At 46.1% G+C, this 25891-nt stretch carries 27 protein-coding genes; 23 read left to right on the top strand and 4 right to left on the bottom strand.

Annotated features, from left to right (window positions below; genetic code table 11):
• Positions 1-226: 226 nt before the first annotated feature.
• Together AC1XTG_RS08405 and AC1XTG_RS08400 are read left to right on the top strand one after the other, a co-directional pair.
• Positions 227-2002 (top strand): DEAD/DEAH box helicase, encoded by a 1776-nt coding sequence (locus AC1XTG_RS08405; protein ID WP_056289891.1) that lies wholly within the window; start codon positions 227-229, stop codon positions 2000-2002.
• Positions 2003-2065: 63 nt separating this feature from the next.
• Positions 2066-2587, top strand: coding sequence for a DinB family protein (locus AC1XTG_RS08400; protein ID WP_056289894.1), 522 nt, complete (start codon positions 2066-2068; stop codon positions 2585-2587).
• A gap of 35 nt (positions 2588-2622) precedes the next feature.
• Here AC1XTG_RS08400 and AC1XTG_RS08395 read toward each other — a convergent pair whose 3' ends face one another.
• Positions 2623-3642, bottom strand: coding sequence for a zinc dependent phospholipase C family protein (locus tag AC1XTG_RS08395; RefSeq protein WP_484841646.1), 1020 nt, complete (start codon positions 3640-3642; stop codon positions 2623-2625).
• Between the two features lie 345 nt (positions 3643-3987).
• On the opposite strand from AC1XTG_RS08395, the gene AC1XTG_RS08390 reads away from it, so the two are divergent.
• Complete coding sequence (locus AC1XTG_RS08390) at positions 3988-4392, top strand: Dabb family protein (RefSeq protein ID WP_484841645.1); 405 nt, start codon at positions 3988-3990, stop codon at positions 4390-4392.
• Positions 4393-4452: 60 nt separating this feature from the next.
• On the opposite strand, the gene ung is transcribed toward AC1XTG_RS08390, so the two are convergent.
• Entirely contained in the window at positions 4453-5118 is a 666-nt protein-coding gene (gene ung / locus AC1XTG_RS08385; protein ID WP_056289901.1) for a uracil-DNA glycosylase, read from the bottom strand.
• A 117-nt stretch (positions 5119-5235) separates the two neighbouring features.
• On the opposite strand from ung, the gene apaG reads away from it, so the two are divergent.
• From apaG to AC1XTG_RS08325, 12 genes are all read left to right on the top strand, one after another.
• Positions 5236-5622 (top strand): Co2+/Mg2+ efflux protein ApaG, encoded by a 387-nt coding sequence (gene apaG, locus AC1XTG_RS08380; protein WP_056289904.1) that lies wholly within the window; start codon positions 5236-5238, stop codon positions 5620-5622.
• 44 nt (positions 5623-5666) lie between these two features.
• A complete protein-coding gene (locus AC1XTG_RS08375; protein WP_484841644.1) occupies positions 5667-6440 on the top strand; it encodes an O-methyltransferase in 774 nt (257 codons plus the stop codon).
• Between the two features lie 110 nt (positions 6441-6550).
• Entirely contained in the window at positions 6551-7516 is a 966-nt protein-coding gene (locus AC1XTG_RS08370) for a DUF2157 domain-containing protein (RefSeq protein ID WP_484841643.1), read from the top strand.
• Complete coding sequence (locus AC1XTG_RS08365; protein WP_484841642.1) at positions 7513-8652, top strand: hypothetical protein; 1140 nt, start codon at positions 7513-7515, stop codon at positions 8650-8652. Before AC1XTG_RS08370 ends, AC1XTG_RS08365 begins: the two co-directional genes overlap by 4 nt.
• Before the next feature lie 56 nt (positions 8653-8708).
• Entirely contained in the window at positions 8709-9686 is a 978-nt protein-coding gene (locus AC1XTG_RS08360) for a glycoside hydrolase family 43 protein (protein WP_484841641.1), read from the top strand.
• A gap of 8 nt (positions 9687-9694) precedes the next feature.
• Positions 9695-11731 (top strand): T9SS type A sorting domain-containing protein, encoded by a 2037-nt coding sequence (locus AC1XTG_RS08355; RefSeq protein WP_484841640.1) that lies wholly within the window; start codon positions 9695-9697, stop codon positions 11729-11731.
• A gap of 35 nt (positions 11732-11766) precedes the next feature.
• Positions 11767-12828 carry an endonuclease/exonuclease/phosphatase family protein gene (locus tag AC1XTG_RS08350; protein WP_056289923.1) on the top strand — a complete coding sequence of 354 codons (1062 nt, stop codon included), beginning with the start codon at positions 11767-11769 and terminating at the stop codon, positions 12826-12828.
• 83 nt (positions 12829-12911) lie between these two features.
• A complete protein-coding gene (locus AC1XTG_RS08345; protein WP_484841639.1) occupies positions 12912-13679 on the top strand; it encodes an EcsC family protein in 768 nt (255 codons plus the stop codon).
• 42 nt (positions 13680-13721) lie between these two features.
• On the top strand, positions 13722-14510 hold the full coding sequence (locus tag AC1XTG_RS08340; RefSeq protein ID WP_056289931.1) for an MlaE family ABC transporter permease: 789 nt from the start codon (positions 13722-13724) through the stop codon (positions 14508-14510).
• 1 nt (position 14511) lies between these two features.
• Positions 14512-15276: an ABC transporter ATP-binding protein gene (locus tag AC1XTG_RS08335; protein WP_056289934.1), complete on the top strand. Its 765-nt coding sequence runs from the start codon at positions 14512-14514 to the stop codon at positions 15274-15276.
• Positions 15277-15279: 3 nt separating this feature from the next.
• Complete coding sequence (locus tag AC1XTG_RS08330; RefSeq protein WP_484841638.1) at positions 15280-16293, top strand: MlaD family protein; 1014 nt, start codon at positions 15280-15282, stop codon at positions 16291-16293.
• A gap of 102 nt (positions 16294-16395) precedes the next feature.
• Positions 16396-16764 (top strand): Hpt domain-containing protein, encoded by a 369-nt coding sequence (locus AC1XTG_RS08325; RefSeq protein ID WP_484841637.1) that lies wholly within the window; start codon positions 16396-16398, stop codon positions 16762-16764.
• Positions 16765-16785: 21 nt separating this feature from the next.
• Here the strand turns inward: AC1XTG_RS08325 and AC1XTG_RS08320 are convergent, their stop codons facing one another.
• Entirely contained in the window at positions 16786-17970 is a 1185-nt protein-coding gene (locus tag AC1XTG_RS08320; protein ID WP_484841636.1) for a glycosyltransferase family 2 protein, read from the bottom strand.
• A gap of 3 nt (positions 17971-17973) precedes the next feature.
• Positions 17974-18891 carry a glycosyltransferase family 2 protein gene (locus tag AC1XTG_RS08315; protein ID WP_484841635.1) on the bottom strand — a complete coding sequence of 306 codons (918 nt, stop codon included), beginning with the start codon at positions 18889-18891 and terminating at the stop codon, positions 17974-17976.
• Between the two features lie 185 nt (positions 18892-19076).
• Here AC1XTG_RS08315 and AC1XTG_RS08310 point away from each other — a divergent pair, with 185 nt between their 5' ends.
• From AC1XTG_RS08310 to AC1XTG_RS08275, 8 genes are read left to right on the top strand one after another with little or no spacing between them, the layout of a single operon-like run.
• Positions 19077-19610, top strand: coding sequence for a hypothetical protein (locus tag AC1XTG_RS08310; protein WP_484841634.1), 534 nt, complete (start codon positions 19077-19079; stop codon positions 19608-19610).
• Positions 19607-20764, top strand: coding sequence for a SpoIIE family protein phosphatase (locus AC1XTG_RS08305; protein ID WP_484841633.1), 1158 nt, complete (start codon positions 19607-19609; stop codon positions 20762-20764). The genes AC1XTG_RS08310 and AC1XTG_RS08305 overlap by 4 nt, the downstream gene beginning before the upstream one ends.
• Positions 20765-20770: 6 nt before the next feature.
• Positions 20771-21109, top strand: coding sequence for an STAS domain-containing protein (locus AC1XTG_RS08300; RefSeq protein ID WP_056289956.1), 339 nt, complete (start codon positions 20771-20773; stop codon positions 21107-21109).
• A 3-nt stretch (positions 21110-21112) separates the two neighbouring features.
• Positions 21113-21706, top strand: a complete 594-nt coding sequence (locus AC1XTG_RS08295; protein ID WP_056289959.1) for an ATP-binding protein — start codon at positions 21113-21115, stop codon at positions 21704-21706.
• Positions 21690-22817: an acyltransferase family protein gene (locus tag AC1XTG_RS08290; RefSeq protein ID WP_056289962.1), complete on the top strand. Its 1128-nt coding sequence runs from the start codon at positions 21690-21692 to the stop codon at positions 22815-22817. The genes AC1XTG_RS08295 and AC1XTG_RS08290 overlap by 17 nt, the downstream gene beginning before the upstream one ends.
• Before the next feature lie 26 nt (positions 22818-22843).
• On the top strand, positions 22844-23734 hold the full coding sequence (locus AC1XTG_RS08285; RefSeq protein WP_056289965.1) for a glycosyltransferase family 8 protein: 891 nt from the start codon (positions 22844-22846) through the stop codon (positions 23732-23734).
• Positions 23735-23745: 11 nt separating this feature from the next.
• The gene (locus AC1XTG_RS08280) at positions 23746-24504 is read left to right on the top strand and encodes a glycosyltransferase (RefSeq protein WP_484841632.1); all 759 of its coding nucleotides are present in this window, start codon (positions 23746-23748) and stop codon (positions 24502-24504) included.
• A gap of 15 nt (positions 24505-24519) precedes the next feature.
• The gene (locus tag AC1XTG_RS08275; protein WP_484841631.1) at positions 24520-25863 is read left to right on the top strand and encodes a flippase; all 1344 of its coding nucleotides are present in this window, start codon (positions 24520-24522) and stop codon (positions 25861-25863) included.
• Positions 25864-25891 lie beyond the last annotated feature (28 nt).

Below are 25891 nucleotides of genomic sequence, written 5' to 3'. Positions count from 1 at the left end.
GTAAAGACAACCGTTCAAATGCAGAGCCCCACGGATGGTTTGTGGTGGGCTGTGCGCAATCCCTTTTTTTAAATTTTCATGTAAGCTCTCGTCATTACGACAGAGGCCATTTGTCTGAATAAGAAATAACTGTTTTAGTCCAGGTTTATTTTTGTTTCGACAAAACCAGAGTTGCCAATGCAGCAGAGCTGATTTTTCCAACCAGAATAATACTAATAAACAGATAATGACAACTGAAACAATTGAATCTTTTTCAGAGCTTGGTCTCTCTGAGAATATCCTGAAAGCCCTTACAGAAATGGGTTTTGAAAAACCCTCTCCTATTCAGGCACAGGGAATCCCGGCCGTAATGCAAGGTTCTGACGTAATTGGTCAGGCGCAAACCGGTACCGGTAAAACGGCCGCTTTCGGTATTCCTGTACTTGAAAGAATTGACCTTACCAGCAATGCAGTTCAGGCACTTGTCCTTTGCCCAACCCGTGAGTTGGCAGTGCAGGTGTCGGAAGAGATCGGTCGCCTAGCTAAATTTCAGCGCGGTATTAAGATCGAAGCTATATATGGTGGAGATTCCATCGACAGACAAATCCGCTCTTTGAAAAAAGGCGTCCACATCGTAGTAGGTACTCCCGGTCGTGTAATGGACCATATGGAACGCAAAACACTGAAATTTGACGAAGTCAGAATGATGGTTTTGGATGAGGCCGACGAAATGCTGGATATGGGATTCCGTGAGGATATTGAAAGCATCCTTGCTGATATGCCGGAAGATCGTCAGACTATCCTGTTCTCGGCTACTATGTCGAAGCCGATTATGTCGATCACAAAACGCTTTTTGAATGATCCTATTCTTATTAAGGTAGTCCGCAACGAGCTGACTAACCAGAATATCGAACAGGTTTACTTCGAAGTAAAACCACAGGCGAAAGTTGAAGTTATGACCCGCCTGATCGATATGCACCACTTGAAATCACTGCTTGTTTTTTGTAATACAAAAAGGAAAGTGGACGAGATCGTGGAAGATCTTCAATTAAGAGGCTATGCTTCGGAAGGTATCCACGGCGATTTGCGCCAGCAGCAGAGAAGCAATGTAATGAGCAAATTCAAAGCTGGTGTAACTACTATTCTTGTTGCAACTGACGTAGCTGCCCGTGGTATCGACGTTAGTGGTCTTGATGGTGTGATCAACTACGATATCCCTCTTGACGAAGAATATTACGTACACCGTATCGGCCGTACAGGTCGTGCCGGAATGTCCGGAAAAGCATTCTCTCTGGTTGCACGCGACGAAAAATATCGTCTGAAATCAATTGAAGGCTATACCAAGGTAAAAATCGAAAAAGGAGTTATTCCTTCTTATGAAGATATCGTTGGTGTTCGTAAAGCACGCTTTGTTGAAAGCATTTCAGCTTCCATCCAGGAAGGCGACGATCAGGAGCTTTTCGGCGACATTCTGGAAATGCTGAACCACGCTGGTTATACAACTGAGCAGGTTGTAGGTGCCATGGCGAAGCAGATCATGGGTGTTCAGAAAAATGAGTACGCCGACGCTAACCTGGCTTGGGAAGAAAGACGCGGTGACCGCGATGGTGGCCGTCGTGAAGGTGGTGACCGTTTCGAAAGACGCTCAACTGGCAGCCGTTTTGAAAGAGGCGGAGACAGAAGAGAAGGTGACCGCAGAAGCACTGACCGCTATGCACCAAAAGGTGACTTCCGTCGCCCGGAAGGTAGCCGTGACGGTGAGCCACGTCGCCAGTCTGCACCGGAAGCGGGCATGACTCGTTTGTTCCTGAGCCTTGGCAGAAAAGACCATATTATGCCGAAAGATATTGTTGGTGCCATTGCAGGAGAAGCTAACATTCCTGGAAAAACCATCGGAGCGATCGACATTTATGACAAATTCACATTCGTTGACGTACCTGAGCGTGATGCTCGTGCTGTACTTCGCGCAATGGACGGCAACACCATCAAAGGCAAGCCTGTTCAGATCGATATCGCGAAATAATCAGAATTAACAATTCGTAAAAGGGGCCTTCAACAAGCCCCTTTTTTTATTTACCTTGGGCAGATGAATGCAAAATCAAATCTGGAAGTCTGGCTGCGTGGCCCCCTGCCCGATCTTACGCCCGCGTTGCAGCCCGTAGCACATGCATTATTGCAGGCTGTTGAAGAATTATCCGCCATCGCGCCTCAGTTCCCTGCTTCATTATTGTGGGAAAAACCGGCGGGCGTCGCTTCGGTCGGCTTTCACTTGCAGCACCTCACCGGTGTGCTAGACCGGCTTTTCACTTACGCCAGACAGGAATCTTTAACAGAAAGCCAGATGGAATACCTCAAAAACGAGGGTATACCGCAGGAAAGCATCTCTTTTCATTTCCTATTGCAGCAATTTAAAAATCAGGTCGACATGGCAATCAATCAGCTGAAACAAGCGGACGAAACTACATTGTCGGAGATCAGATATGTCGGCCGCGCAATGATCCCTTCCACTCAGCTGGGCTTGTTGTTTCATGCGGCAGAGCATACCCAACGGCATTTGGGACAATTATTGGTGACAGCGAAGGTATTAATGGCCGGAGAAAAGATCTAGAGATAACTTGCCTGTCACAGAAGTGTTCGGTTGCATTAATTATCCCCTTCCTGCCTCACGTTCTTGACTGGTTCGGTTTGCGGCTCCTCCTGCGTCGTCTCTGCTGCCTGTACCGGATTTACAAGCGACTTTAGATCCGGCTGCCCAGCGTTGATCCAGCAGGTGTACCAAAGATCACTTACCATTTCAATGGAAGCTTTCATTCTCCGCTCGACCTGACCTTGAAGCATCCGGTGGTATTTTTCGGAAAACTCCCTTGAATAACTCCGGGTAAGTACATTATTGCGAAGTTCATAGCTGTACTTGGCATCTTTTCTAACCTGCTCTGTCAGTTCTTTTTCAAACAAAAACACTGAATCAACGCACGCATGCGATGCAGCGATGGTCACCCAGGCTTTCTCGGCAATGCGATCCATGTACGTAGCCTGGCCAATCCATAAATCATATTCCTCAGCAAACAACTCAGGTAACCTTGACTCCCAAAAACCATGGATCCCTTCCTGATTGCTTAATTGTCCATTATAGTTGCGGGTGGTATGCAGGGGAACATGCGCATCTGCTACGTAGTGGCCCAGATCAGCAGACACACGCAATATCCTCGCTGCATTCTTCTCTTTGAAAGCTTCGGTGAGCTGGTATGCCGATAGTTGTATCTGCCACGGAACAATGCCGTGCTTACGGAGACTATCCTCGCCAAATCTAACTACCGCTGCCTGCCAGAACTTTGGCAAAATCTTCAATGCACTGTCGCCGTACATATCCAGGTCGATGTAGTGCCGCTCAGCTTCGCCTACTACCGCATACCTTCTTTTGTCCGGATTAGTAGCATTCTCAGTAATGAAATCGATGTGTTTTTTGTAAAAAACCTGCATTGCAGCTGGCAAGCGGAAAACTGCCATCCGGTTTATTCTTTTGTGCGCCCAAAATCCCCATTGCGGTTTATACACCTGAATAGCATTCGTAAATGCATTCTGCTGATTGAAAAGCAGCATTAAACAAAGCACAAAGCTGAAAATTCCTGATTTCCCCTTCAATCTGAAAAATAATGCGTCCATATAAAATTTGGATGGTTGTTAAGCAGCTTACAACACCCGTTTTGACGCACTCTGCACTTTTAGGTCACTTAATCTTTGATTTTGAAGCTGAGTTTACTTATTCTACAAATTTTAGCAGGCAAAATTTACCGAAACAAAACATTGTAGCAGGTGAATATAGACAGCGGCTATAAAGTCACTTGCCAAAGATTATTCTGACAATCAGCTGACAGGTTAATGATCCTTTTTCCTATTGTATAAATTGCAAAATAAGTTATATTTTATATATAAATAATACAATTAAGTAATATTGTTTTACCTTTGTAGCATCAAGATTATCATTGACTTAATTGATTCTGCTATAAAATGAAGACAAGAAATAAAACATTGGGTTACCTGGTTCCCGTTTTTGCGCTGTGCGTATTTATGTTGATTATTTACGGAGCTTACGTTCCGCACAGACCAGCGGAAACGCAGAAAGTAGTTTGCATCAAATTCAAAGAAGGAGTTACTTCCCAAGATATTGAAAAGCATTTAAGAGATTTCGCTTCCATGAAGAGCTCGGTAAAAGACCTGGTAGCTTACTCAGCAGGCCGCGTTCAGAAAGCCGAAGGAAGCACAAATGAATTTGACGTAATCCATTATCTGACTTTCCGTACGGATGAAAGTGCACAGCAATATGCTGCCAATGCAGATCGGAAAGCATTCATTCAAACCAACCAGGCACACTGGGACAAGGTTCTTGAAATGAATTCAGATATTGTAAAATAATAACAATAGTAATAGGAGTGAAAATTGGAAAAAGAGTCGGGCATCCCGACTCTTTTTTTTTCACCATTCAATAGGTTCAAGCCCTTTTGATTCCAGATATGCATTGGCCTGGCTGAAATGATGCGTACCAAACCAGCCACCGCTGTTAGCTGACATAGGTGACGGATGCTTTGCTTTCAGGATCAAATGCTTGTTTGCATTAATAACAACCCCTTTATCCTGCGCATACCTTCCCCAGAGCATAAAAACCACATTCGTTTTTTCATCCGAAACGCACTTAATCACAGCATCGGTAAAGCGCTCCCAGCCACGGTTCTGGTGTGAACCTGCCTGACCGCTCTGAACGGTCAATGTTGCATTTAAAAGCAATACTCCCTGCTTGGCCCACCTTTCCAGATTGCCGCTCTTGGGAATGGGTTTTCCCAAATCATCCTGAATTTCTTTGAAAATATTAACGAGAGAAGGTGGTATCCTCACCCCGTCGTTCACCGAAAAACAAAGTCCGTGCGCCTGGCCGGGACCGTGATAAGGATCCTGGCCCAGTATTACTACCCTGCATTCATCAAACGGGCAAAAATTGAAGGCATTGAATATTTGCTTTGCCGGCGGGAAGATCTGTTTGGTCTTATATTCCTCCTTTACAAATGCGGTCAGCGTTTCAAAATAAGGCTTCTCAAACTCTCCCTGCAGTTTCTCTTTCCACGAAGGCTCTATCTTTACATCCATATTTTAGTCTTTAGTTTCGCCACCCAAATTATATGTTTTTGATTTGGTTTTATCAGTATTTGATTGCTATTTTCGTTTACATGGAAGTACCGCTAATTACCAACACCCTCAATCCATATGGTTTCTAAAGTGACAGATGGTGTGAAAGTCACCGTTTTGACAGAATATCAGCCGGACTACTCCAATCCAGGTCAGGACCATTATGTTTTCACTTACAAAATCCTGATTGAAAATCATAGTGAGCACACAGTGAAGCTTTTACGCAGGCACTGGCTGATCCACGATGCAAACGGAACCGTGCGCGAAGTGGAAGGTGCAGGCATTGTAGGCTTGCAACCCATTCTCGAACCCGGAGATGTACATGATTATGTATCAGGCTGCAATCTTAAAACCGATTTGGGAAAGATGGCTGGAACTTACCTGATGGAGCGCGTGCTCGACGGCCGCCAGTTCCGGGTTATCATTCCTGCATTCTCATTGGTAGCTCCCTACCGCCTTAACTAGCGGGTTTATCGCAGCTACCCTCTTCATTATTTAAATTTCATCCATTGATTGCCGCTTACTTCAAGTACCTCTTCCGCTCGGGAAATGCACATGCGATCCATTCGCCATTTGTGTTTGATCTTTACAACCGTGTAATCAATGTTAAAGACCGTAATGAAGACTATGAGAAGATTAAAGCACTCCGGAAAAAGCTGCTTTCATCCACAGAAGTGATCGAGATCGTGGACCTGGGTGCGGGTTCCCGGGTTAATAAATCGAACAGGCGTAAAATCAAAACGATTACCAGAAATGCAGAAAAGCCTGAAAAATTCGGCCGTCTGTTTTATCGTTTAATTCAAAATTTCCAATCACAAAATATAGTAGAACTGGGTACTTCGCTAGGACTTACCACGCTCTATCTATCCAAAGCAAACCCGGCCGCCCGCATCACCAGCTTCGAAGGCTGCCCACAGACAGCAGCAAAGGCCCGTGAACATTTTGCAAGTATGGGCGCTGCGAACATTGAGATTGTATTGGGTAACATTGACCAAACCCTGCCGGAGAAACTATGCATGCTCGATCAGAAGATTGACTTTTTGTATGTTGACGCCAATCACCGCTACGAACCAACTGTCCGCTATTTCAAAGACTGCCTGCCTTACGCGCACAACAACTCTGTTTTCATTTTTGATGATATTTATTGGTCAGAAGAAATGACTGCCGCCTGGAATTACATCAAGGCACATCCAAGTGTAACTGTCACAATCGACCTTTTCTGGGTGGGCATTGTCTTTTTCAGAGCGGAGCAAGTGAAAGAAGATTTTGTGCTTCGCATGTAGTATATACCCTTAGATAGTTGGAGACAACCGGGAAATAATTAAACTCGGCGCATACGGATCTTCGCTTTCGAAACTTACTAATTTGAAGCACACTTCGCCGCTCTACCAAAATGACTACAACAGAGGTTCTGAATGCATTAACCAGCAAAGGCATTATCTCCAACAAGCAGGCGGATACAATCCATTCTTTTGAAGCTGACAAAGCATTTTCCATTCACTGGGAACTGCGTTCCATTCTCTATCTCGGCATTCTGCTGTTCACGTCTGGACTGGGTATTCTGATTTACGAGAACATTGATACGATTGGTCACCAGGCGATCATCGCATTGATTGCGATCCTGATGGTGATTTGCTTCTGGTACACCTACAAACACCGCGTTCCTTTCAGTCTGGATGAAGTCCATAATCCCAACAAGTTTGTCAGCTACACACTGCTGATCGGGTGCATGCTTTTTCTTGCATTGGAAGGGTATCTCCAATTTCAATACACACTTTTTGGAACAAAATACGGTGCTGCGGTACTGTTACCCACCCTATTATTCTTCGTAACTGCTTACCGTTTCGACCATACCGGCGTACTTTCCATGGCGATAACGGGTCTCGCGTCCTGGCTTGGATTGACGATTGCACCGCTTTCGGTAATAGCAAAGAGCGATTTTACCGATGGGAGGCTGGTTTGGTCGGCTACGCTGCTGGGTGTGCTGCTGGTGGCTTTCGCATGGATATCTAACCTGAAAAGCTGGAAAGCTCACTTCGCAAATACCTATCTGCTGCTCGGTGGAAATCTGGCGTTTATAGCAACGTTAGCAGGTGCATTTACAATGGAGCCGCTGTTCGTTTTCTTCCTGTTTGGTATCACACTTGCTGTGTTCTTCATCTTATCAGCCCGCCGCGTGCATTCGCTGCTGTTTCTTCTGATGGGCATCGTTTACGGCTATGTTCACGTCACTTACCTGCTCGCAAAGCTGGTGGGCAATGAACTGGTGTTTGGACTGGCAACGGTTTATTTCACATTTTCCAGCATTGGTGTAATCCTGTTCCTGCTCAATTACAAAAAATTTCTGGGGATTAAATGATGATGAAAGCCTACAACAATCTCTGGGTTCAAAACAAGTACATTAAGCAAACCGCACACGAATGGTTTCGCAAAAACCTTCTTACAGCCAGTCAGCTGGAAGCGGTTAATGCGAATTTTACGAGCGAATTTTACCGGCCCGGTATATTCGTAACGATCGGACTTTTCTGTTTTGGGCTCCTTTCCTGCGCATTTTTCGGCGGCTTTGTCTCCATATTCTTCATCGGTGAGGGCTCCGATGCCACACTTTCGCTACTGAGCCTGTTTTGCGCCGCCTGCTTTACCTCCGCTTTGGAAGTATTGATCAGGGAGAGAAAACTGTTCCATTCGGGTGTAGACAATGCACTTTTGTATGCCGCATTACTGTCTGCATCAACGCCTGTTTTCCTGCTTTTTGAAAGTGCGCCTGCGGGAGTCTACTGCATTGTTACATTGCTGTTCCTTATCCCTTCTGTTTTAAGATACGCGGACCTCTTCGTTACTACTGCCGCCTTCTTCGTGCTCCTCATACTGGTTGGCTCCACATTCATCGGGTTCCCTCTCGGCAAGGCTCTCCTTCCGTTTATTTTGATGATCGTAGCTGCTGGTATCTATTATTCTGTCAGGAAGAACAATGATATTTATTACCTCAAATGTCAGCAAATCGTGGAGGCGCTCTCGCTGGCTGTGTTTTATGTTTGTGGAAATTATTTCGTTGTCCGCGAAGGCAATGCAATGCTGAACGATTTACCTGCTTCTGCGGAAATTAGTTTTTCCTACCTCTTCTACTTCCTTACAGCAGCAATCCCGGTGGCTTACATTTACTTTGGCCTGAAAAAACACGACCGAATATTATTTGTCACCGGCTTACTGGGAATTGTCGCCTCCGTGTTTACTTACCGGATGTACTTTTTTGAACTACCCCTTTCTCAGGAACTTACCATTGCAGGAGCGCTGCTGATCGTACTGGCGGCCGCATTGATCAGTTACCTGAAAACACCTCGTCACGGTATTTCCGATCAGCCTGGTAAGCGCAGGAGATTTGCCAATCTGGAAGCTATTCTGGTTGCTGAAAGCCTCGGGGATCTACCGGCAGATCCGGGAGTTAAGTTCGGCGGAGGAAATTTTGGTGGCGGCGGCGCAGGGGAGGCATATTAATTTAGGTAAAAATTATGAACTTTACCCGGGTTAAAACTTACGCCTGTTAACTTCTGATGAAAAACTATCTTTCCTTAATCCTGGTCTGCATTCTGAGTACCTATTCGTTTTCCCAGTCTGCGAAAAAAGCCGCAGGAAACCCTGTTTTTAAAGGCTGGTATGCAGATCCTGAGGGAATTATCTTCGACAAAACCTATTGGATTTACCCGACATACTCTGCTCCATACGAAGAGCAGGTGCATTTCGACGCATTTTCATCCAAAGATCTTGTAAACTGGAAAAAGCACGAGAATATCCTGGATACCTCATCCATTAAATGGGCAAAACGCGCTATGTGGGCGCCTTCCATTATCGAGAAGGACAAGAAATACTATTTTTTCTTCGGAGCAAATGACATTCAAAGCGATAACGAGCTGGGCGGAATAGGCGTGGCAGTTGCCGATAAACCGGAAGGTCCATTCAAAGATCACCTCGGCAAACCGCTGATCGATAAATTCCACAACAAAGCACAACCGATTGACCAGTTCGTTTTCAAGGACAAAGACGGACAGTACTATCTTTTTTATGGCGGCTGGCGGCATTGCAATGTAGCCAAGCTGAAACCGGATTTCACCGGCTTTATCCCCTTTGAGGACGGAAGTACATTCCGCGAGGTAACCCCGAAAGGCTACGTGGAAGGTCCGTTTATGTTCATCAGGAATGGAAAATACTATTTCATGTGGTCGGAAGGTGGCTGGACAGGACCGAACTACTCGGTAGCTTACGCCATCGCAGACTCTCCTTTCGGGCCGTTCGAGCGTGTCGACAAGATATTGCAGCAAGACCCGAAAGTGGCCACCGGCGCCGGTCACCACTCGGTGATCCAGGTACCAGGCAAAGACGAATGGTATATCGTTTACCACAGAAGACCGCTGACAGAAACGGATGGAAATCACCGTGAAACCTGCATTGATGCGATGACATTTGACGAGAAGGGATTTATCAATCCGGTCAAAATTACCTTTGAGGGTGTAAAGCCAGTTAAAATCAAATAATTCAGTCGATGAATTTGCTTCACCGCAACACTGAGCCCGGACGAAAGTGGCCCGGATTCCTTCTTGTTCTCGTGTTTCTCCTCGGAAGCGCAGGTGCTGGTCATGCACAAAGGTTTTTCTCCGTCGTATTCGAAAAGCTCCCGCAGGACTATCAGCTGTACCCTCGTGACGAGAAGAGTGAAGCAAACATTCCGATCTCCGGAATCGTCGAAGTATCCGGCTGGGACTATGTTTCGGTACAGGTAACCAGAAACAATGCGCATTTCAAGTATCTGAAAGCTAATCTGCAATATACGGGAGGCGGCAAAGTAGGTAAGTTCTCAACCGAAACGAAGATCAAGGCGGAGCTCGCAGGATATAATTTTGCAGTGTACGTATGCAAAGGAGCGGACTCTGTATTGGTGGTTAACAGAAAGGATGTCGTGAGTGGAGACGTGTACATTGTCTCGGGACAATCTAACTCCACCGGATTCTTCACAGAACCAGATACAACGCGCTTTTGCCGCACTTTTGGCAGGATCACGGACAACCTCAATACAGTGCCCTACAACCCCGCGGATACGCTTTGGTCGTACTCCAATATGAACCTTTACCAAAATGGTGTGGGTACGATGGGTTTTGAAATCCAGAAGCAGGTAATGCAAAAATCGGGCATTCCGAACTGCCTGATCAATGCGGGATTTCACTGGTCGGCTGTGGGTGATCATGCGAAACGCAACGAGAACAATCCGGCGGACCTGAATACCGGATACGGCAGAATGCTTTACCGGCTGCAAAAAGGCGGACTTGTCAACGCAGCTAAATCATACATTTTCCGGCAAGGTGAGACAGAAGCTTACCACGAAGCCTTTAACTGGCCCGGCAACTTTGATCACCTGCATAAGAACCTGAAACTCGATCTGCCCAACCTTCAAAAAATTTACATTTACCAGATCGATATCATTTATTTCCCCTCCCCAACCGGTGCTGAAATACGAGATTATCAGCGCAGGCTTCCTGATATTTACAATGAGATCACCACAATTGCGACGGTAGGAACGGCCGAATTCGACGGGCTGCATTATGGGCGGGCGGGCAATCAGCAGAGCGGGTTCGAGCTTTCGAGGATTATCCTGAAAGATTTTTACAATTCCACAGACACTTCCAACATACTCTCTCCTTCGCTTAAAAAGGTTTTTTATAAAACCCAGGAAAAAAAACAGCTGGTACTGGTGTTTGACGAAGGTCAGGAGCTGGTTTACCCGACAACTTACCGCACTGCTTCCGGCGTAAACCTGGAAATGAAAGATTTCTTTTACCTGGACTGGGGATCAGGAATGGTAACTTCAGGAAAAGCCGAAGGCAACAAAATCCTGCTTGAACTTAGCGGTCCGCAGGGAGCGAATAGCATTAACTACCTGCCGATGTACCTTCCTGAGGGCGGCCCCTACTTTCCGTTTACCGGGCCTTACATCAGGAACAGCAAAGGAATGCGCGCGCTTACTTTCTACAATGTACCGATCGGAACTGCATTGTCAAAGCCTGTTCTGACAGCTGAAAAGCAGGGTGACACGGATGTAAAGCTCAGCTGGCAACTTGTAGAAGGAGCAAATAAGTACGTATTGGAGCGGCAATTGAAAGGCACCTCCGCGTTCAGCCGCATTGCAGTACTTGACTCGGTTACAACCCAGTTTGTTGATAAGCCCAATCATGCCGATAAAATCATATACCGGCTCAAAGCCGAGAACAAACTCGCTGAATCCGACCAGTATGGACTCGCTGAGATTGAAATGCCTGTTATCCTCGGCGTAGAGAAGGATCGGGGCGAGCTGTTTTCAGTTTACCCGAACCCGGCACGTAAAAATGACCGCCTCAGCGTAAAGTTCAACAAATCAGTTACAGGTGAAATCAGCTTTTTAGATATGAATGGACACGCATTGTCGCAACAGGCTGTCCGGAATGAAACAGAAACCATTATTACAGTACCTGGCGGGGTCCAGGGCATTCATTTGATCAGGCTGAAAGCCGGTGAAAAGGAATGGACAAAGAAAGTTTGGGTACAATAGCCCGACATATAGATACCATCGTGAATTAACTCAACATGCATTCTCTTCAAACAGGCCTGGAAATTGCCGGGGCAATTATTGTACTCTTTTCCCTGATTCCGCTGGTCAGAAATGATTTCTGGGCATTCAGAGTTTTCGAATATCCCAGGTTACAAAAGCTTTTTCTCAACGTACTGATCCTGATCCTTTATCTGGCGCTATTCAGGATTTCTACACCTTTTCAGATCGGCGTCGTGGCAGTATTGCTGCTGAATACTGGTTACCTCGTTTACCAGGTTTTTCCATTTACTTTTCTGTCCAAACGTACGTTGCTGAAAGCAGACAGGAATGATCCTGATAATACGGTGAGCATTATTTCTTCCAATGTGTACCAGCATAACAAGAATATAGCAGGCTGTCTGAAAGTGTTGAAGAAGTACAATCCGGACATTATACTGCTGCTTGAAACAGACGAATTCTGGCGAAAAGGTACCGAAGAGCTTACAAAAAGCTACCCTTACCAGCAGCTTGTTCCACTCGAAAATACGTATGGAATGCTGCTGTATTCCCGGCTTAAACTAATGGATACGGAAGTCCGGCACCTGGTGGATGAAGAGATACCTTCCATTAAAACCTGCGTAGAACTGCCCTCAGGCAAGAATTTCCAGCTGCATTGCGTGCACCCTACCCCACCGGTACCGGGTGAAAATGTGTACTCCACCGAGCGCGACAAAGAACTGTTGCTGGTAGCCAAAGAAGTAAAAGAATGCCCGATTCCCACGATCGTAGTGGGCGACCTGAATGACGTGGCGTGGTCATACACAACGCAGCTTTTTAAGAAAATCAGCGGAACGCTCGACCCGCGTGAAGGTCGCGGCTTCTTCAATACTTTCCATGCGAGGTACCCTTTCCTGAGATTTCCCCTCGATCACGTTTTTTGCACCACGCACTTCAAACTGATCCATTTGAAAAGACTGGAAAACTTTTCCTCCGACCACTTCCCGATCCTGATTTCACTCCAGTATGAACCTGCCGCAGAAAAGCAGCAGGAAGAGCCGGAACCAGACAAAGAAGACCTTGAATTAGCCGAAGAAAAGATCAGTAAGGAGACTGAGTAATGATTTGGAATGATTTTTGCTAAACAAGATCAAATTCGAATTGTTAACGTACTCTATCCTTCCCGATCTTGATTTTGACTGATATGCATTTCAGCACATACGAGGAAAATACCAGACTTGAACTGTTGAAGTGGCAGCACAAAATGCAGAAGCGGCCGAACTTTGTTGATCGGACTTCGAAGGCTGTTCAGGACAAAATCAATAATATCATCCCGGATAAGGTTCATCAGGCAATTACTGCTACGATCAAACAGATGATCCGTGCGGTACTCACCGGCGCGGAGTTCACAACCGGCATTCCCCGGGAGCGACACAGCCTGGAAGAAATTGAAACTGAAGTCAGGAAACGCATTGAATTTTATAAAAAAGCCAGTGCTGCGGAAGGTGGTATCACCGGCGCAGGCGGCTTCCTGCTTGCACTCGCCGAGTTCCCCATTCTGATCGGGATCAAATTGAAACTGCTTTTCGAGATCGCCGCGCTGTACGGCCGGCCTGTAAACGATTATAAAGAGCGGCTTTTTATCCTGCATGTTTTCCAGCTTGCTTTTTCAAGCCAGAAACAACGGCAGCACGTTTTCAGCCAAATGCAGGACTGGCAAATCAAAAGCCAGTTTTTGCCAGATGATATCCATCAGTTCGACTGGAAAACCTTTCAGCAAGAATACCGCGATTATATTGATCTTGCGAAAATGGCGCAGCTGATTCCGGGTATCGGAGCGGCAGTGGGCGTGATCGTAAACTATCGCCTGCTGGACAAACTTGGAAAAACAGCTATGAATGCATACAGAATGAGGTGGTTTGAAGAGAGATCGCTGCCGGGAGCTAAACCAGCTATCCCATTGAGCATCTGAAAAGAAGCAACGAAACACAAAAGTCACTTTGCCAAAAATTGAATGAGCACAAAGAAAAGGGAACACGTTTACACAAAAGGTTTAGACTCAGCCTTCCTGGCGGTTTATAATGGCTACGTATTCTTTATCAGGTTTTTCCGCGAAGTCTTCAAAGGCCGGATGGAATTTCAGGAGATCGTGAAGCAATGTTACGCGATCGGAAACAAGTCGCTGCTGCTGATCGGAATGACGGGCTTTATCACCGGAATGGTATTTACAAAACAGTCGCGGCCCTCGCTGGCCGAATTCGGCGCGGTATCCTGGCTGCCTTCACTGGTTGCTATTGCTATCGTCCGCGCGCTGGCTGCGCTCGTAACTGCATTGATAAGCGCCGGTAAAATCGGGTCGAGCATCGGTGCTGAGCTGGGTTCGATGCGCGTTACCGAGCAGATCGACGCGATGGAAGTATCGGCTGTTAACCCATTTAAATTCCTGGTGGTGACAAGGGTGCTCGCTTCCACCATCGCCATTCCCATTCTGATGTTCTACTGTACGCTCGTGAGCTTGCTGGGCGCGTTCCTCAATGTAACACTCAATGAAGGAACGAGTTTTATTGCATTCTTCGAAAGCGCATTCGAGCAGATAACCTTTCTGGATATTTTCACTTCACTCGCCAAAGCAATTGCTTACGGTTTCACAATCGGGATTGTGGGGTGTTACCAGGGTTACAATGCGAGTAAGGGGACGGAAGGAGTTGGAAAGGCAGCCAACTCGGCTGTGGTAATTTCGATGTTCCTCATTTTTATCGAGGAAGTGATCATTGTTCAGGTATCTAATTATTTCAGGATATAAAATGGAAGAAGTAACTCAGCCAGAAGCGCCGGTTATCGACATCGAAGACCTTCACAAGTCTTTCGGGAGCCTGCATGTGCTTCGCGGAGTAGATTTGAAGGTCGAAAAAGGTGAAAACGTGGTGGTACTGGGCCGCTCCGGAACTGGTAAGTCGGTACTGATCAAGATCATAGCCGGCCTACTTAAACAGGATCGGGGCAAGTGCATTGTTTTGGGCAGAGAAGTATCTCAGCTCAATGAAAAAGAACTGAGGGAATTGCGGATGAAAATCGGCTTTTCCTTTCAGAACAGTGCGCTCTATGATAGTATGACCGTAAGGGAAAACCTTGAATTCCCGCTCGTAAGGAATGTGGCGAACCTGACCCGCGCGGAGATCAACGAGCAGGTGGAATATGTACTGGATGCGGTCGGCCTTCTACAGACCATTAACCAGGTACCCTCGGAATTGTCAGGCGGGCAGCGTAAACGGATCGGTATTGCAAGGACATTGATCCTCAAACCGGAAATCATGCTTTACGACGAACCTACTGCCGGACTGGATCCGATCACATGTCTGGAAATTAACGAGCTGATCAACGAGGTAAAAGAAAAATACCACACCAGCTCGATCATCATCACACACGACCTTACCTGTGCCCGCGCGACCGGGGATAAAATAGCAATGCTGCTTGACGGGACATTCGTGAAACAAGGCACATTCGAGGAGGTATTTAGTTCAGAAGAAGAGAGAATCAAGAGTTTTTACGACTATAATTTTATTCAGTAAATAATGGAAACATCAACAAGAAGACGCTCTATCACCGTTGGCCTGTTTGTAATAATAGGAATTCTGATTTTTGTAGTCGGAATACTCACGATCGGGAGTATGAAAAAGGTATTTTCTTCCACCATTAGTGTCAAAACCATTTTTGATGACGTGAACGGGCTTAAACCCGGCAACAACATCTGGTACTCGGGGGTGAAGATCGGTACAGTTAAGTCCATTCGCTTTTTAGGTAACTCGCGGGTAGAGGTGCTGCTGAACATCGAAGAAAAATCTCAGGAGTTTATCCGCAAGAATGCAAAAGCCAAGGTCAGCACGGACGGTTTGATCGGAAATAAGATCATTGTCATTTACGGCGGCACGCAAAAGGTACCTTCTGTGGAAGACGGCGACGAGCTGGTTGTAGAAAAAATAGAGAGTACCGAGGAAATGCTAGCGGTTTTATCCGAAAACAACAGAAACCTGCTCGGGATAACCAGCGCCTTCAAAACGATCAGCAAGAACATCCTGGAAGGAAAAGGAACCGTGGGTATGCTTCTGAACGACGAGCGGCTTTACAACGATGTGGACCAAACCCTGGCCTCATTGAAAAAGGCTTCTGTTAATGCGCAGGCAATGACCGCTTCCCTCTCCGGATTTTCTCAGAAATTGAACCAGAAAGGTGGACTGGCAAATGATTTTGCAACCGATACAGTTATCATGAGAGACCTGCGCGGAACAATCGGCAGATTGAATGAGACAGTTTCTTCTGCGAATGTGATGGTTAACAACCTGAAAACAGCCAGTGCAGAACTTAACTCAAACACTACCAGCCCAATCGGTGTGTTACTGCACGACGAAACTACGGCAGCAAACCTGAAAGGAACCCTTCAAAACCTGGAAACCAGCACTGAAAAACTGGATGAAAATATGACCGCTTTAAGGTCTAACTTCCTGTTCCGCAGGTACTTTAAGAAGAAGGCAAAAGAAGAAGCGAAACAACCTGCAAAAGAAGAAACAAAAGCAGAAGGAAATCAATAATTGTTATAGTTTTGCGACGTGCAAGGGTTACCAGCGGTATCCTTGCACGTTTACTTTTACCTCAACCAACCTCTTATCCGGAATACTTTTAACTCAGAAATAATGGCTTTAAACCTTAATCCAGCCCTGGACCTCGCCTATATTGATCAGGCTTATGGAGACGATCCGGTCATCCTTTACATGATTTTTGACGCATTTCTGAGCGATTCCCTTCCGCGCTGGCGGGCATTGGAGCTGGCACTTGAAACCGACAATAAAAAAGAAGCCGCAAGCATTGTTCACGGATTGAAGCCCTCTTTTACAATGGCGGGATTGACAGGTATCCGCCCGCGCGTCGAGATCCTGGAACGCGCCATTAAAGACAATGAAACCAATGACACACTCATGAACATGTACGTGGAGATCAACACGGATATCAATGTTTTCCTGCCTATTCTGGAAGAAGAATCAGCTCGCCTTAAAGCAATGTAATTACAGGCTTACGGGCAAAGACTAGTAAGTAGCAGTTGCGCTTTTCCGGCGGGACTTATCCCAGGCCGCGCTTTGTGAGCCTTTGATATACCGCCGTATTCCTGCCAATACCGCATAATTCATCACGCAGAAATAGTAAGGAACGAACAAGGCTTTCACCTTGATTTTCCGCTTTTCGAGCAACCAGCCCAGCAGTGCCGCGCCGTAGAAGAAAACCTGCCCGGCAAGGATCAGGCTGTAAAACCACCCGCCTCCATCGGCAACGATCCAGATGTTAAGTACAAATGAAAGGATCATCAGAAAAGGTGTGACTGTCCACCTGAGTACGCGGTGACTGATGTACTGAAATGACAGCAGGGGCGAATGAAACGGGTTCAGCAGTTTTTTGAGCCGCAGAATGGATTGTATCCCGCCCGCAGCAATGCGCACTTTTCGTTTCAGCTCCTCCTTGATATCTTCCGACGAAAGCTCCGAAGCGTAGGCAGCAGGCTCGTAGATAATGCGGTAACCTTGCTGGGCAATGCGCATTGAAATCATAAAATCATCGAGAATAGTATCGGGCTCCACATCCGTGTAAAGGGAATTCCGCACGCTGAACAATTCTCCTGCCGCCCCGACGACCGAATAAAGCTCTGAATCCCATTTCTTCAATGTCGATTCGTACTTCCAGTAAAAGCCTTCCCCGGCAGTTGCATCCGAAACTTCTTCCTGCTGTACGCGTTTTTCGCCGGACACTGCGCCTACAGTCGGGTCGGCATAGTGCCTTGCGATCAGCATCAATGCGTCTTTGTTGAGGAAAGTATTTGCATCGGTAAAAACAACTACCTCGGAATTCACCTCCTTCATTGCCCGGTGCATGGCCAGGATTTTACCGCTTCTCACCGGTGTATGCATCAGCTTGATCTGGTCGTAAGCGGCTACCAGTTCCGGCGTACGATCCGACGAACCATCTGTAACGAACACCAGGCTCAGTTTGTCTGCGGGGTATGACAGCTGTAAGGTATTGGCGATCTTCTCTTCAATGATGCTCTCTTCGTTGTACGCAGCAATGATCAGCGTCAATGTCGGAAAGTCCTGATCGAAACCGGGTACCGGCCGGTTTCCTTTGATAATCCTGCGCAGTCTTACCAGAATGTACAGCACGATACCGTAGCCAAGAAACGTGTAAAAAACGACGAAAAGGCTGAGCCAGAAGAGGAGTTCCATATGTTAACGTTTCAAATTAAAACCCAGGTTGTTGCTGTCCGCCTTGTTAGTGAAATGCCAGGTAATTGCACTCAGAAACACGGGAATAAAGCTGTACTCTTTGTTTTTAATGTATTTGAAGATATTTCGCGGGGCAACTGTAAGGAGAAAGTAGCAACAGAAAATGAAGAAGGTAAGTCCGGGTGCATTTTTCCGGATGAAGAGAATCCGGTTGCGGTTCATGAAAAACTCTTTCAATGCAGTTCTCTTTCCGACTGAAACGGACTCTTTGTGGTAGATCAATGCAGATAAGTCTACATGAATTTCATAGCCCGCCTTCCTGATGCGCTCGCACCAGTCCAGCTCTTCATAGTACAGAAAGTAATTTTCCGCCATTAAACCGGTCTTTTCAATTGCTTCGCGCCGCACCATCATGGCCGCACCATGCGCATAGCCAGTTTCTCCGCTGAGCGAATCGTACTGTCCCCTATCCTCTTCAAACTGGCCAATGCAAGCATTTCGGGCAGTATAATAATTCATTGGGGTATAGCCGGTGTACTGCAGCATCTTCGGGTGATCAAAGTAGTTGATCTTCGGAGAGATCATTCCGATTCTCGAATTCTCTTCCAGCTGAGCGACGAGCTTTCTGATCAGATCCGGCGTAACCTCGGTGTCATTATTGATCAAAAACAGGTAGTTACCGGTCGCTTGTGCAATCCCGATATTGTTCCCTCCTGCAAATCCGGTGTTCTTTTCAGAGCGGATAAATTTCACGTGCGGATAGCGTGGCTTCCAGGCAGGTACCGGGTCGATTGTGCTTCCGTTATCAACCACAATGATTTCCAGGTCAGGATAATTATTAACCTCTTCAAGTGATCTGAGCAGATCTTCGGTAACCTGAGGCTGGTTAAAATTAACCGTCACAATGGAAACTGTTTTCATTCTAAAAATGACTGCGGGAAAGTGTTCGGAAAGAGGGAATATTTTTGTTGTTTTGTAGAACTATTTCAAAAGTAATAATAAAAATATAGCTTTAACAAATTGTTGTTTCAGACCGCAGGTTTTGTTGAGCAAATGCAAGTAATTGCAATACCGAACCTCCTTTATCCAAAATCCGCGTCAAATAAGTGAAAATTCCTCGTCTGCTGGAAATCAGGCCGATTAGCATTCCCTCCAAAAAGGTACCGGAAAATGCGCTTTTAGAAGCGAAGGTTGACGAAATAGTTCGCCTGATTGGTCACGCCAATGTGGAGAGCGGGCAGGCGCAAGAATTTGAGGAGCGCATTTCGGAGGCTTTCCGAATGGCAGAAGCCGCGAGAAAAAGGCTGGCGCCCTACGAAGCGCTGGATCAGGATACGCTGTCACGCGAGGACCTGCTGGAAGGTCTAGAAAAGCTGCTGGCAGAAAACCCGGTCGATAACAGGATTATAGGCAGCAGTCCGGCCCGGAAGGGATTGCAGACTGTCGTAATGCTGATTCTAGGATTTTTACTGATCACCACAGGATTTGCTATGATCATCATGCCTGCCCCTCCCAGTTTTGAAATTGCCACCGTTTTTTATTTCAATATCAATGACGGCGTAACGATCATGGATCTGGTTTCGCTGATGATCATATTTGGAGGAGTTCTCCTGATTGTTTTAAACTTCAGCAAGAAATGATCACGTTCCCGGATCCGCCGACAAGTGTTAAGAAGATCCTTCTGGTGGAAGATAGTCTGCTGTTTGGCAGGGTAATAGAATCTGCATTGCGGAAAGCTGGCTATGAGTGCGCCGTTTGCGAATCGGCGGAACGCGCGCTTGATTTCCTGGCGAATGAAATCCCGGACCTCATTATCTCCGACTACGACATGCCCGAAATGAATGGGTTTCATTTCAGGCAAGCCGTTTTGATGAACCCGAAAATCAACGAGATACCTTTCGTTTTCCTTACCTCATTTACCGATAATTCACTGGTACTCGAAGGTTTGAATATGTACGCGCTTGATTTTATCAATAAGGAAACGCCGATTCCGGTGATCATTTCCAAGTTGAACAACATCATCAAGTCGCTCCAAAATGAGCATGTGCGTTCGGTGCGTGAGTTGAAAATCGCGGCGGATGCATTGAATGTAAAATCCATCCCGGTACGCGAGCCCGACCTGCCCGGTTTTAGGGTACATTTCTGGCATAAAGGGTTCAGAGGCTATCCCGGCGGCGATTTTATAGACTTTGTCCAGGTGGACGAACGGTACTGTTTCGCATTCCTGGGAGATATCATGGGTAAGAAATGGAAAGCGTGGTTTTTCACCTTCGGTTTCCTGAGCTATATCCGTGCTGCGATCCGTTTTTGCGTGCTCGACAAAGATTTTGAGCTCGACCTGATTGTTCAAAAGATCAATAAACTGATCTGCCTGGATGAAAGTCTGCAAAACATTCTTTCCAGCCTTTCACTGCTGCTGCTCGACAGCCACACCGGCGAAGTGCATTATACCGGCGCAGGGGACCTTCCGCTGATCGGCTTTAAGGCATCTACCCGGCGCATTGACACAGTACAATCCTCCGGGCTGCTGCTGGGCTTGCTGGAAGAAGGTTTGTACGATAAACAGTCCATTCAGATGCAGCCGGGAGACCAGCTTGCCATCTTTACAGACGGGATGATCGATATCCCTTCCAACAATTCAAAGAAGAGCGACTATCCATTTTTTGTTGAAAAAATAAGCCCTTATCTCGGTCAGGCACAGAGCTTTGAGCTCATCCGAAAGTACGTTTTGGCAATCATCGACGATACGAATCAGATGGACGATGCCAGCATTATTTTTATTGAAAAATTATAAGCTAAAATGATATTACATACCAATGAAGTAGACGGCGTCATTCAGGTTACAATCCTGCCGGAAGAAGCCAACTTGTCAAACTCGGAACTGTTTAAGGAAGAAATGATCAGCCTGATGGTAAATGGTGCCAAGCTGATCATCGTGAGTTTTGAAAACGTCAATTACATCGATAGCTCCTTCCTGGGAAGCCTCGTTGTAGCCCTTAAATATGCATTGCCCCGGAATATCGATATATACCTAGTATCCCTTAAACCGGATGTACATAACTTATTGACACTGATTAGAATGGATAAGGTTTTCAAGATTTATAAAGACCATCAAACTGCATTGGAAACGCTTCGGTAAAGGATGATGGAAACGCGCAACAAGTTTGAGAAGGTGTTCAGATGCGACCTGCAGGAGATTTCAGACATGTTGAATAGCTGTATGGACTATGTGGAGCAGAGTAGAGTGCTAACGAATGATCTGACGGAAGATGTCAGGTCGAGGTTTAAATGGGTAATGACGGAATTGCTGACGAACGCGATCAAACATTCGGGCGTGCCTGAATGCGCAGTATTGATCGTGAATGATCAGAAGAAGCTTGTGCTGGAAAAGGCGGATAAAGGCCTGCCACTTGCGATTAAGCTGGAAAATGGCGGAAAAAAGGTTTCGTGGCCGCTGGAAAGCATTACGCCGCCGGTGGAATTCGAAATATACCAGAACGGGATTGAATCACTCCGGCTGAGTGCACCGAGCACCACGCGGGCTGTTTTTTCAGTGGAAGAAATGGAAAGCAGCGGTAACCCGATGATTTCAGAATTGACGACCGAACATTTCGGATTGCTGATCCTGACAAAAGCTTCGGACGCATTTGAATACGAATACGAGTCACAAACAGGGACGAATACTTTTAGGTGCATCTTTAATTTGAAACCAGACGGCAATGAAGCATCGGTTTGAGGTACTTGATATTTTCCGGGGATTGTTCGCGTCGATGGTATTTCTGTTCCATTTGAGCCCTTTTGCAGCCACGCCGATCATCAACAACAGCTTCGTCGAAAATTCAGATATGTTCGTTGACTTCTTCTTCGTGCTCAGCGGGTTTGTGATCGCGTACAGCTACCAGGCTATTTCATCAGGTGGAGAAGTAAAACTGTTCCTTAAAAAGCGCTTTTTCAGGATCTATCCGCTGCATTTATTCATGCTGCTCACTTTTGTCGCCATCGAGTTTGCAAAAAAATCCATGACAGCCTATGTGAAGGTGAACAATCCGGCAGATCCCGACAATAACATTTACACCTTCATTACCTCACTGTTCCTCCTCAATTCAACCCCGCTTTTTGACCCGAAAGATGTGAGCTGGAACATACCCAGCTGGTCGATCAGCGCTGAAATGGTTGCTTACATTGTGTTTGCATTCCTAACGCTGGCTGTCTTTGTAATGGGTTTACAAAAAATCAAAAACTGGTTCTACGCCGCCATTGTACTGCTCGCAACCATTGCACTCATCTCAGTCCAGAACAGCTTCAAAATAGACTTTACATTCGATTACGGTTTCCTGAGAGGGATTATCGGCTTTTTTCTGGGGGCGATCTGCGTGAATGTTTTCAGGCTCAGCTACGATACTGTATCCCGCCTTTCTTCTCCCCTGTTTTCCGTGTTGGAAGTTTTGGCTGTTGCTGCAATTATCACGATGATCTGCGCAGGAGCTGCCTTGAAGGAGATCGGGCTTGTTTATGAAGTGCTTTTCTTCATTTGCATTTACATTTTCGCATTTGAAAAAGGCGCATTGTCAGGAATGCTCAAAAGCGTGGGCATACTGCATAACCTGGGCAAGTACTCCTACTCGATTTACATGTGCCACGCATTGATGATCAGCCTTTTCAATGTCGCATTCATACGCGTTCTGAAATTTCCCGAAACCGCGTACTCCTATCTCTTCATACTCAACTTTCTCATCATCTACTTTTTCTCCGCCTGGACCTACAAGCATATTGAAATGCGGTTTGCGTACAAGCCAAAAGCCCGGGTCAATAAAAACAGCAAGGAACCTGAATTGAAAACACCCTAATTGTTCGCCAGTTTAATATCTAATGTATGAGCATTAAAGACAAAATCACGATCGTCGTTGCAACCGATAACCACTATGCAATTCTGCTTGGCGCGTTGATCAAATCCATCGAGATGAATCACAAAACGCACGAGAAAATTGATCTGTACATCATCGACGACGGCATTTCTGAGTCCAGCAAGAAGAAGATCCTTGCATCCAGCAACCCGGCAGTAACGACGATGTACTGGCATAAAACTGCCAGCGTGATCCCGCCGAATGTGAAAATCCCGGTAGATAAATCGGCATTCCCGATCACTACTTACCTCCGGCTTTTTGCTCCCTACATTATCCCAAAGGAAACCGAACGTTTCCTGTACCTGGACGTGGATATGATTTTGAAAGAGGATATTTCAAAACTGTGGCACACCGACTTGCAGGATAAAATGTTCGCGGCGGTACCTGATCTGGCCAAAGTAGTAAGCAGTGAATGGGGCGGTGTTCCTAATTACAAAGAACTCGGCTTTGATCCGCAAACCCCTTATTTCAATGCAGGCATGCTGCTCGTGGACCCGATCCAGTGGCGCGCGCAGGATATTTCCAACAAGGTTATCCAATGCATTTACGACAATATTGCCTCCGCCAGCTTCCCCGACCAGTACGGTCTGAATGTGGTTTTGGTAAATAAATGGGTAGTGCTCGACCAGCGCTGGAATACATTCGCTGTGCTGGAAATCAAAGATCCGTGGCTGATTCACTACCTCGATATCAAGCCCATTTTTCAATCCTACAATTGCAACCCTGCCTATAAGGACGAATTTTACAAATACCTGAGAATGACTCCCTGGAAAGACCACAAGCCGGTTCCTGACTGGGTGAGACTAAGCAGAAAAGCTTACAATAAATTAAGGAAAATCGTATCGGGATACCTCAAATAGAATACTTTCAGATGCATAGTTTCGATGAAATAACTTTACTCGTCACGCATTACAACAGAAGCACTTCCCTGGAAAGGCTACTGAAATCGTTTGAGGATCTTGGCTGCCGGTTCGGGAATATTGTTGTCTCCGATGACGGCAGTAAACCCGAGCACATTACCTACATCAACTCGCTTAAAGACACCTACACTTTTGAGCTGGTAACTACACCGAAAAACCGGGGGCTGGGTAACAACATCAACAAAGGTCAGGACGCAGTCAAAACACCTTACACGCTGTACGTGCAGGAGGATTTTGTTCCGCAGGCGATTTTCCCGGACAAGCTCAAAAGCGCATTCGGGTTTATGCAGGAACGGAAAGAGCTAGATTTTGTCCGCTTCTATGCCTACTTCAAATATCCGTATCTGAAACCTTACAAAAGCGGGTTTTCTGATATGGTATTCAGTATCTGGAATCCCGGCTACAAGAAGTTCTACTATTACAGTGACCACCCGCACTTGCGCAGGAGCAACTTTTTTGAGCGTTTTGGCCGCTATCCTGAGGGTTTGAAAGTTGAAGTTACCGAATATCGGATGATGATGTCAGTCCTCAAAAACAAGGGAAAGGCATTGTTTTTCGACGAATACACCACTCTTTTCGATCAGGTGAATTCCTCCGCCGAGCCCAGCACAGTTAAAAGAAATTACTGGCGCGAAACAGAGAACCCATTCGTCACCCTTTCCCGGCATTTATACCGGCATTTGAAATTCAACTACGATTACCTGACCTAGTGTCGGCCTGTATTTATGGCTACTGAGAAAAAGGGAAACGACAAGTACTGGCTTAAATCAGGCATTATCAATGTACTGCAAAACCTCACGGGTGTACTTTTCGGCTTTGGCGGATTTTACCTCATGGTGCGGATGCTCGACAAGCATTCATTCGGGGTGTGGACACTCTTTGCCGCAACAACCACCATTTTCGAAATGGTACGTAGCGGACTGATCCAGAATGCATTGATCAAGTATTTATCATTCAGCGAACCCGAAGAGCACGACAAGATCCTCTCCGCCTCATTTGCATTGAGTGGCGGTTTGACCCTGGTTTGTATCCTTGTAAACCTGATGCTGGCGACCTACCTGGGCAGGATCTGGAACTCGCCCGATATTGTGCCGCTCTTCTGGGTTTATAGTATTGTGTATCTTTTTTCCGGCATTCTGTCGCAGTTTCACTGGATGGAACAAGCCAACTTCCGATTCAACGGGATCTTCATAACCAACTTCGTCAAGTCGGGTGTTTTCTTCTGTTTTCTCGCTTTCTGCTTTTTTTTCAACGTAAAAATCAGGCTTGTTGAGCTGGTGTATGTGCAGGCGGTTGCATTGTTCCTGGCTATTTGTCTTGAATATTTCTTCGTCAAAGACCTGCTCAATTTCACGCTGAAAATCACAGGAGAATGGGTGAAAAAGCTGCTGAATTATGGTAAATACGCATTTGGGACTTCCATTGGCTCCATTCTTTCAAGTACCATCGATCAAATGATGCTGGGTTCGCTGCTCTCTCCTGCGGCTTCTGGCGCATTCAATATTGCAGTCCGTATTATGAACCTGGTCGACATTCCCACAAATGCAATTGCAGTGATTGTGTTTCCGCAAAGTGCCCGGCGACTGGCCACTGAGGGGGAAGCAGCGATTAAATATTTGTATGAAAAATCGGTAGGTACCATTCTCGCAATCCTGATTCCTGCCCTGCTTTTCCTGTTTTTGTTCCCTGAATTTGTGGTCAGCTTTATAGCAGGAGATAAATACACGGAGACGATCCCGATCCTGAAAGTAACCGTCTTATACTGTGTTCTGATCCCTTTTGGCAGGCAGTTCGGTACAATCCTTGATTCTATCGGCAAACCGAAAATTACATTTGCACTGGTGCTGCTCAGTGCAGTTATTAACCTGGGCCTCAATTACATATTGATTAAGCGAATGGGCGTAATGGGTGCTGCTTATGCGACATTGATCTCGAACATTGTCAATTTTGCTATCTCGCAAACGATCCTGAACCGCATTTTACATGTGAACCTGCTTCATACATTTATATACGCATTTAAGTTTTACCCTGAGTTTTTTGCCAAGTATATTAAGCCAAGATTTACCTGATTTCTGCTAACTGTCTTAAAGCCGCATT

The sequence above is a fragment of the Dyadobacter sp. HNCC25DJ183 genome (assembly GCF_056895175.1).
This window is presented reverse-complemented; position numbering and strand designations above follow the sequence as displayed.